Below are 6523 nucleotides of genomic sequence, written 5' to 3'. Positions count from 1 at the left end.
CGGAAGCCCAGTAGGGCAAAAAACAGGTGGCTCCGTCAGGCCGGACTAGTGGCTCACACTTCTCCGGACTGGCGGCTCCGCCGCTCCGGAATAATCACTTGGATTTGCAGCCTCTCTAAAGTCTATGACTCCTTGCTTATGTGGTGCTTTTACAGCAGTTACAGCGGTGTTTGTATCGGTATAGATATGGAAAAAGCAGAGAAGTATCTTTCTCGAGTAATGAACGGAGTCTATTTGGGCGCACAGCAATTAGAAGTGCAGTACAAGGACATTATCGAAAAACCAGATTTCTATCACAAAATCGACATGATTGACTACACCCGTTACCAACTTTCAACAAAAGCCAAGGAATGGGAGCATGAAAAAGAAGTTCGCCTGTTGTTAACAGACCCGTTAACTGGGGAAATTCCTTCGGAATTCTCAGAGAAAGATAAAAAGAAAGACGGTTCGGTTGATTACGAAGATGTCCGCTTTTATCCGCCCATAGGCAGAGAATGTTTTTGCGAACTCTATCTCGGTGTCAATGTGGAAAAAGACAAACAGGATGAAATCCTGAAAGTCGCGCGATGGCTAAATCCTGAAATGAAAATCTACAAGATGACCGTTGATCCCGATGCGTTTCGTTTAAAACCACAAACTTTTGATTTTATTTAATTTTTTACAACAAATAATCAATATGTCATAATATGTCATCGTAAAATTATATATTTAGTGGGATAGGTTTTTACTAGGAGAATACAATGAAAGTCCTTTTAGATACAAATATCGTGATTCATCGCGAAAATGTGAAGGTGACGAATCCGTCAATCGGGCTTTTATTTTATTGGCTTGATAAACTGCATTACGAAAAGTGCATTCATCCGTGGTCTCTTGAAGAGTTAAAGAGCTATAAGGACAAAAATATGCAGGAACTTTACGAAACGAAGTTGCCTGCGTATACAATCTTGAAATCGGTCTCTGTTCCCCAAGAAGTTTTTTTGGCGAAAATGCCGAAAGAAGAATCGGACAATGACCGAATAGACCACCAACTGCTTTGCGAGGTCTTCAATAATCGCGTAGATTTGCTGATTACGGAAGACAAAAAACTTCGAGAAAAGGCCCGCAAACTCGGCATTGGGCAGAAAATCTATTCAATTAATGAATTCGTTTCAGAAAAAACCGAAGAATATCCCGAATTAATCAGCTACAAGATGCTCTCCGTCAAAAAAGAGCTGTTTGGTGACGTTGATTTGAATGACGTATTCTTTGACAGCCTTAAAGGTGCTTATCCTGATTTTGTTCCTTGGTTCAACAAGAAAAGTGAAGAAGAAGCCTACGTTTGCCGTACCGATGAGGGGGTTATAAAGGGGTTTCTGTACATCAAAACGGAAGACCAGTCCGAAAACTACTCTTCCATTGAGCCGAAGTTTTTGCCAAAGAAAAGACTGAAGGTCGGAACATTCAAAGTTGATGTTTCCGGATTCAGACTTGGAGAACGCTTCATAAAGATTATTTTCGACAATGCTCTTTACCGAAAAGTAGATGAGATTTACGTTACTTTTTTTGAGGATAGTCCGAATTTGGAGGCTCTGAAGGGTTTGTTGGAAACATGGGGCTTTGTGCGGCATGGCATAAAACACTCCTATGGGAAAGAAGAAGCTGTATTCGTCAAGAAATTAAACGCGTTTAATCCTGAATTGTCGGCAAAGAATAATTTTCCAAACATTCTGTTCGACAAGCAGAAATTTATTCTTCCGATAATGGCGAAATACCATACTTCATTGTTGCCGGATTCTATCCTGAAAACAGAAAAGCAAATTGACTTTATGGGCAAAGACGCCCAGAAATACGCTTTGCAGAAAGTCTATATTTCGTGGTCGCCGGAGCGGAATATCAATCCCGGTGATTTGGTTCTGTTCTACAGAATGGGTGAAGATGGTTCCAATAAGAAATACACGTCGGTCTTGACAACTTTAGGGATGGTCGACCGAATTCATTATGGATTCAATAGTAAAGAAGACTTCTTGAAGCAATGCCAAAATAGAAGTGTATTTTCAAAAGATGATCTTGATTATTTCTGGAACCGGCATCGGGGCAATTTAATGGTTTTGAAATTTGTTTTTGTAAAAAGCCTGAAGAAACGCCTGACTTTGGATTATTTGCATCAACTTGGCGTGGTCGAACCTCCTAATGGACCGCGTCCATTTATGCGAATATCTGACGAGGTTTTCAAACAGATTCTCTCAGATTCGAATACAAATGTTAAATTTGTGGATGGTTAAACATGTGTACGATTCTTCTTTCCATTAAACCCGAATACACCAACCGGATTCTCGAAGGTTCAAAAAAATTTGAGTTCCGCAGAAGCGTCGCCAAAAGAAAGGTGGACCGCATTCTGATTTATTCAACCGCTCCAGAAATGAAAGTGGTTGCGATGGTCGAAGTTATTGGTGTCATGAAGGATTCCCCAAAGAAACTTTGGGAGAAGACTCGTACTCATGCAGGAATTTCTCGCCCGAAATTCATGGATTACTACGCCAACCGGTCGGTGGCATATGCTTACCAATTGGGCGAACTGCAGAAATTTGATACGCCTAAGACGCTTGCAGAATACGGCATTTCTGCAGCCCCGCAGTCGTTCGTGTATATTGAAGGGTAAACTTTCCTCTCTCAAAAGTAAGATTATGTTTGGCCTTGATTGCTGCACAAGGATCTCCGATGCGAAAGAAACCGTCAGAACTGGATTTTGAAGAATACATTCGCCATGTCGAGCCCGCCAAGCGGGAAAAGTCCTACGCGTGGTCTACGGCTATTGGCTTGCAGCAGGTTGATGGTCTGACGCCTTCGGATTATCTGCTCGAAGTCGCCAAGAAGAACATCGAAGGGAAAATTTCCCTGAACAAGGCGCAGGCACTTATCGATTCTTATTACGAATCGAAGACGGAGCGTTCCGACGACAAAGACGATACTGAAGAAGCTGACAAAGTTTCTGCCCGCATTGCGCAAATATTGAGTGAAAAGTCGTTCAATTTCTCACCCTCTTTTTTGATTGCTATTCACAAGCGGCTTTTCGAGGGGGTGTTCAAACATGCTGGAGAAATTCGCAAGTACGATATTTCCAAAAAAGAATGGGTACTGAACGGAGATTCCGTAATGTACGGGGCATCGTTTGAATTGCGGATGGCTCTGGATTATGATTTTGAGCGCGAACGTGAATTTAGCTATAGCAATTTAAGCATGAATGAAATTGTCCGTCATCTGGCTTTTTTCGTGTCGCGTCTCTGGCAGATTCATGCCTTCGGTGAGGGCAATACGCGTACCACGGCGGTTTTTACCATCAAGTATCTGCGTTCCATGGGCTTTAAAGTCGGGAACGACATTTTCGCCAAAAATTCGTGGTATTTCAGGAATGCCCTTGTCCGTGCGAACTACAAAAATGTGCGAAAAGGAATCCAGCAGGAGCCGGAATATCTTGAGAAATTCTTCCGCAACTTGCTGATGGGCGAACACAATGAACTGAAAAACCGCTATCTGCATGTTGACTACAAGAAAGTCAAAGACAAAGCTGTGATTGAAAAATCGAAACCAAATGTGGCAAAAAAACGCAGTGAAAATGTCCCTATAAATGTCCTGATAAATGTCCCTATAAAAGATAGACAGAAAAAAATTATTGCCGCCATCTCCAAGGACGCTTATGCATCGGCACAAAAGCTCGCCGAAAAATTTGGCGTTACGGAAAAAACAATCCGAAGAGATTTGCAGCTGCTGAAACAGCAAAATATCATTACCCGCGTTGGCGCCAACAAAAACGGCTATTGGAAAGTAAATTAGTTTTTTTGCTTTTTTTGCGGACGAAAATTTTGTCCACAAATTATTCGGCTAAATGTAGGTCTTTGCCTTGAACGTTTTCCCGAAAAATTTAGTATCCTCTTGAATTCGTGAAGTCGCAAATTGCGACTTCACGGGGAACAGGGTTCTTTGCCGGGCAAAATGGAGGGGGACGTGAAATACATCACTTTGGAGCGTCTCTAAAGGACTTGGGGAAGAAAACGTTCTTTTGCAGCAAGGAGGACTTCACCTTGGAAGAGGTGTTGAAAGAAACACAAAAAGACTAGATTTTGTCTGTGGGGCAAGGCGGAAAACAACTTTACAGATGTACAAAACTACTACAAATATGAAAATTTGCAGTAGTTGAATTAAGCCTATTCCGAGAATGTAAACGGTATCGTCACAGTTGTATTACCCGCATTCACTTTGCTAAATTTCCAGCGACTTACTGCGCTTTTTATCTCGTTATCAAATTCGCTGTAGCCTGTCGTGGAAGCAGCGATGGAAATACTGATTATTACGCCGCTCGGATCAATTGTGAACTTCAAAGCCACCTTACCTTGAAAACCAGGCTTTTTCTTTAAAAACTTGTTGTAGACATGACGTAAACCAGGCGTTCGCTGACGCACAACCTTCATGATGTCTGCTGCGGAACGGGAACTTCCTGCACCTATCTCTATATCGCGTTCAGACGGAGTCCTAATGGATCCCTTTGCTTTTGTGGCTATTCCTCCGCCGCCACCGCCAAGCAATCCGGCCAAACCATCACCGCTACCACCATAACTCCCTTCAGCGTATTCCGCGTCGCATTGTTCAACAGACTCTGTCAAGTAGGAAATGTATTCTGGATGATCCACTTTTCTTCTCAGATCATTCTCAAGTCGCCAATAATCGGTCTCACTATACTGTTGTTTTATCTTGCCGAAGACACAACGACATACTCTTTGGTTCGCGCCTTGCGTACATTCATTCATAAAGATTTCTTCCGTTTCATAGGAATACAAGAATCCCTTTGTCTTGCTCTTTTGCGCAACAACGGAAGCCGCTCCGCCCGCATACGTGAAGGCGACGAATCCGAGTAATCCGAATGCGATTTTTTCCATAAAGCTCATGTCGGCCCCTATAATTAAAGAAAGACTTTCTGTCACGTTAAATATAAGCATAAAGGAGTGTCAAAAATTGCCAAAAGAGAAAATTCAAAAAAATTGCAAAAAAAACTCTTGACAACCCACACATATTTTATACACTTGTGCAGTAGCATTTTGTTTTTTCAGCATGTAAGCAGATGAGGCCGATATGAAAACAATAATGGCAAATGCACTAAATATGCAAGATTTCGCAAGCAAATGCTTGTAAATGCAATCAAAAAGCGGTATATTTACGAACATGAGTACCGCAGCCAAAAACCTCCGCATCTATTCCGAATTGAAGTACCCGGAACATTCCGGCGAACTGTTCGAAGCCGTCGAAGAGGCGAAACGGCTCGAAGCCAACCCGAAGACCAAGCGTTATACGGATATGGACGAGATGTGGGCGGACTTGGACAAATAATGTACGAAATTATTTGGAATAGTCTTACGCTATAAAAAGCTATAAAAAAATTGTATATCCCGAAATATTGCGCCGCTTAGGTGCAATTTGTATTTTTGCTTGTCACACTTTTAACTCTGTGAGTCACCACCACTAAACACTTTTCTACACGACAAAATGTCCGAAGTCAAAAAGTTCCTTGCAAAAGATTTCTACAAGATTGATTCCAAAAACTCAACCTTGTTGGATGTTCGCGAACCGAGCGAGTCCATTGTACGTCCCGTAAGTGGGGCTATTCTAATTCCATTTTTTGAGTTGTCCAAGAAGATTGATAGCATCCCGAAAGACAAGCCTGTTTACGTGTTCTGTTCTACGGGAGATCGTTCCGAAGAGGTTGCCGAAATTCTCGCCGATCGCGATTACGATGTGTACAATGTGGAAGGCGGGCTTGACGCCGTCCCGAAAATTCACTTCGTTGACGCCAAGGGCCTCAAATGCCCGGGGCCCATCGTGAAGGTGGACGAAGCGGTCAAAAGCGTGTCCGTCGGCGAAGAAGTCCTGGTGGAAGCGACTGAGAAAGCGTTTTTCTCGGATGTGGATGTCTGGTGCCAGCGTACCGGCAACGAGTTGAAATCGCTCTCCGAAAAAGACGGCGTAATCTATGCGACCATCGTAAAGCGCGATGCACCCAAACCTCTTGAAAATCGTGAATTTGAACACGGCAAGACTTTTGTCGTATTCAGCGGCGATTTGGACAAGGCAATAGCCTCGTTCATCATGGCGAATGGCGCTGCCGCGATGGGCCGCCCGGTTACCATGTTCTTCACCTTCTGGGGTGTAAGCATTTTGCGCAGGCCCGATAAGGTGCGCGTCAAGAAGTCGCTCATTGGGAAAATGTTCGGCTTCATGATGCCCCGCGGCTCCAAGAAACTCGGACTTTCGCGCATGAACTTCGGCGGAATCGGGGCGAAAATGATTCGTGCTGTTATGAAGAAAAACGGAATTTCTTCGCTAGAAGAACTGATTGAAAATGCTCGGCAAAAAGGCGTAAAATTCGTTGCCTGTCAGATGTCGATGGAATTGATGGGAATTACGCCCGAAGAACTCATCGACGGCGTAGAACTCAGCGGAGTTGCGACGATGCTCGGCTCCACCGAAAAATCTGATTTGACGTATTTTATTTAAG

General features: G+C 43.2%; 7 protein-coding genes. 6 read left to right on the top strand and 1 reads right to left on the bottom strand.

Features of this window, described 5'->3' with window-relative positions; translation table 11 throughout:
* From B7988_RS13205 to B7988_RS13190, 4 genes are all read left to right on the top strand, one after another.
* The coding region (locus B7988_RS13205) for a DUF2971 domain-containing protein (RefSeq protein WP_212668324.1) at nt 1-654 on the top strand (654 nt) is incomplete at its 5' end.
* Between the two features lie 86 nt (nt 655-740).
* Nucleotides 741-2261 (top strand): PIN domain-containing protein, encoded by a 1521-nt coding sequence (locus tag B7988_RS15190; protein WP_212668323.1) that lies wholly within the window; start codon nt 741-743, stop codon nt 2259-2261.
* Nucleotides 2262-2263: 2 nt separating this feature from the next.
* Nucleotides 2264-2638 (top strand): ASCH domain-containing protein, encoded by a 375-nt coding sequence (locus B7988_RS13195; protein ID WP_088658284.1) that lies wholly within the window; start codon nt 2264-2266, stop codon nt 2636-2638.
* Nucleotides 2639-2697: 59 nt separating this feature from the next.
* Nucleotides 2698-3810: a DeoR family transcriptional regulator gene (locus B7988_RS13190; protein ID WP_088658286.1), complete on the top strand. Its 1113-nt coding sequence runs from the start codon at nt 2698-2700 to the stop codon at nt 3808-3810.
* 371 nt (nt 3811-4181) lie between these two features.
* On the opposite strand, the gene B7988_RS15330 is transcribed toward B7988_RS13190, so the two are convergent.
* Nucleotides 4182-4919: an AgmX/PglI C-terminal domain-containing protein gene (locus B7988_RS15330; RefSeq protein ID WP_249269003.1), complete on the bottom strand. Its 738-nt coding sequence runs from the start codon at nt 4917-4919 to the stop codon at nt 4182-4184.
* 244 nt (nt 4920-5163) lie between these two features.
* Between B7988_RS15330 and B7988_RS15100 the strand changes: the two genes are divergently transcribed.
* On the top strand, nt 5164-5358 hold the full coding sequence (locus tag B7988_RS15100; protein WP_170930662.1) for a hypothetical protein: 195 nt from the start codon (nt 5164-5166) through the stop codon (nt 5356-5358).
* 156 nt (nt 5359-5514) lie between these two features.
* Nucleotides 5515-6522 (top strand): DsrE/DsrF/DrsH-like family protein, encoded by a 1008-nt coding sequence (locus B7988_RS13180; protein ID WP_088658283.1) that lies wholly within the window; start codon nt 5515-5517, stop codon nt 6520-6522.
* The last annotated feature ends 1 nt before the right edge of the window (nt 6523 follow it).

This window comes from Fibrobacter sp. UWB1, assembly GCF_002210325.1.
In the GTDB taxonomy this organism is placed as follows: Bacteria; Fibrobacterota; Fibrobacteria; order Fibrobacterales; family Fibrobacteraceae; genus Fibrobacter.
Note: the sequence above shows the minus strand (reverse complement) of the source record. Positions and strands in the feature narration are given on the sequence as shown.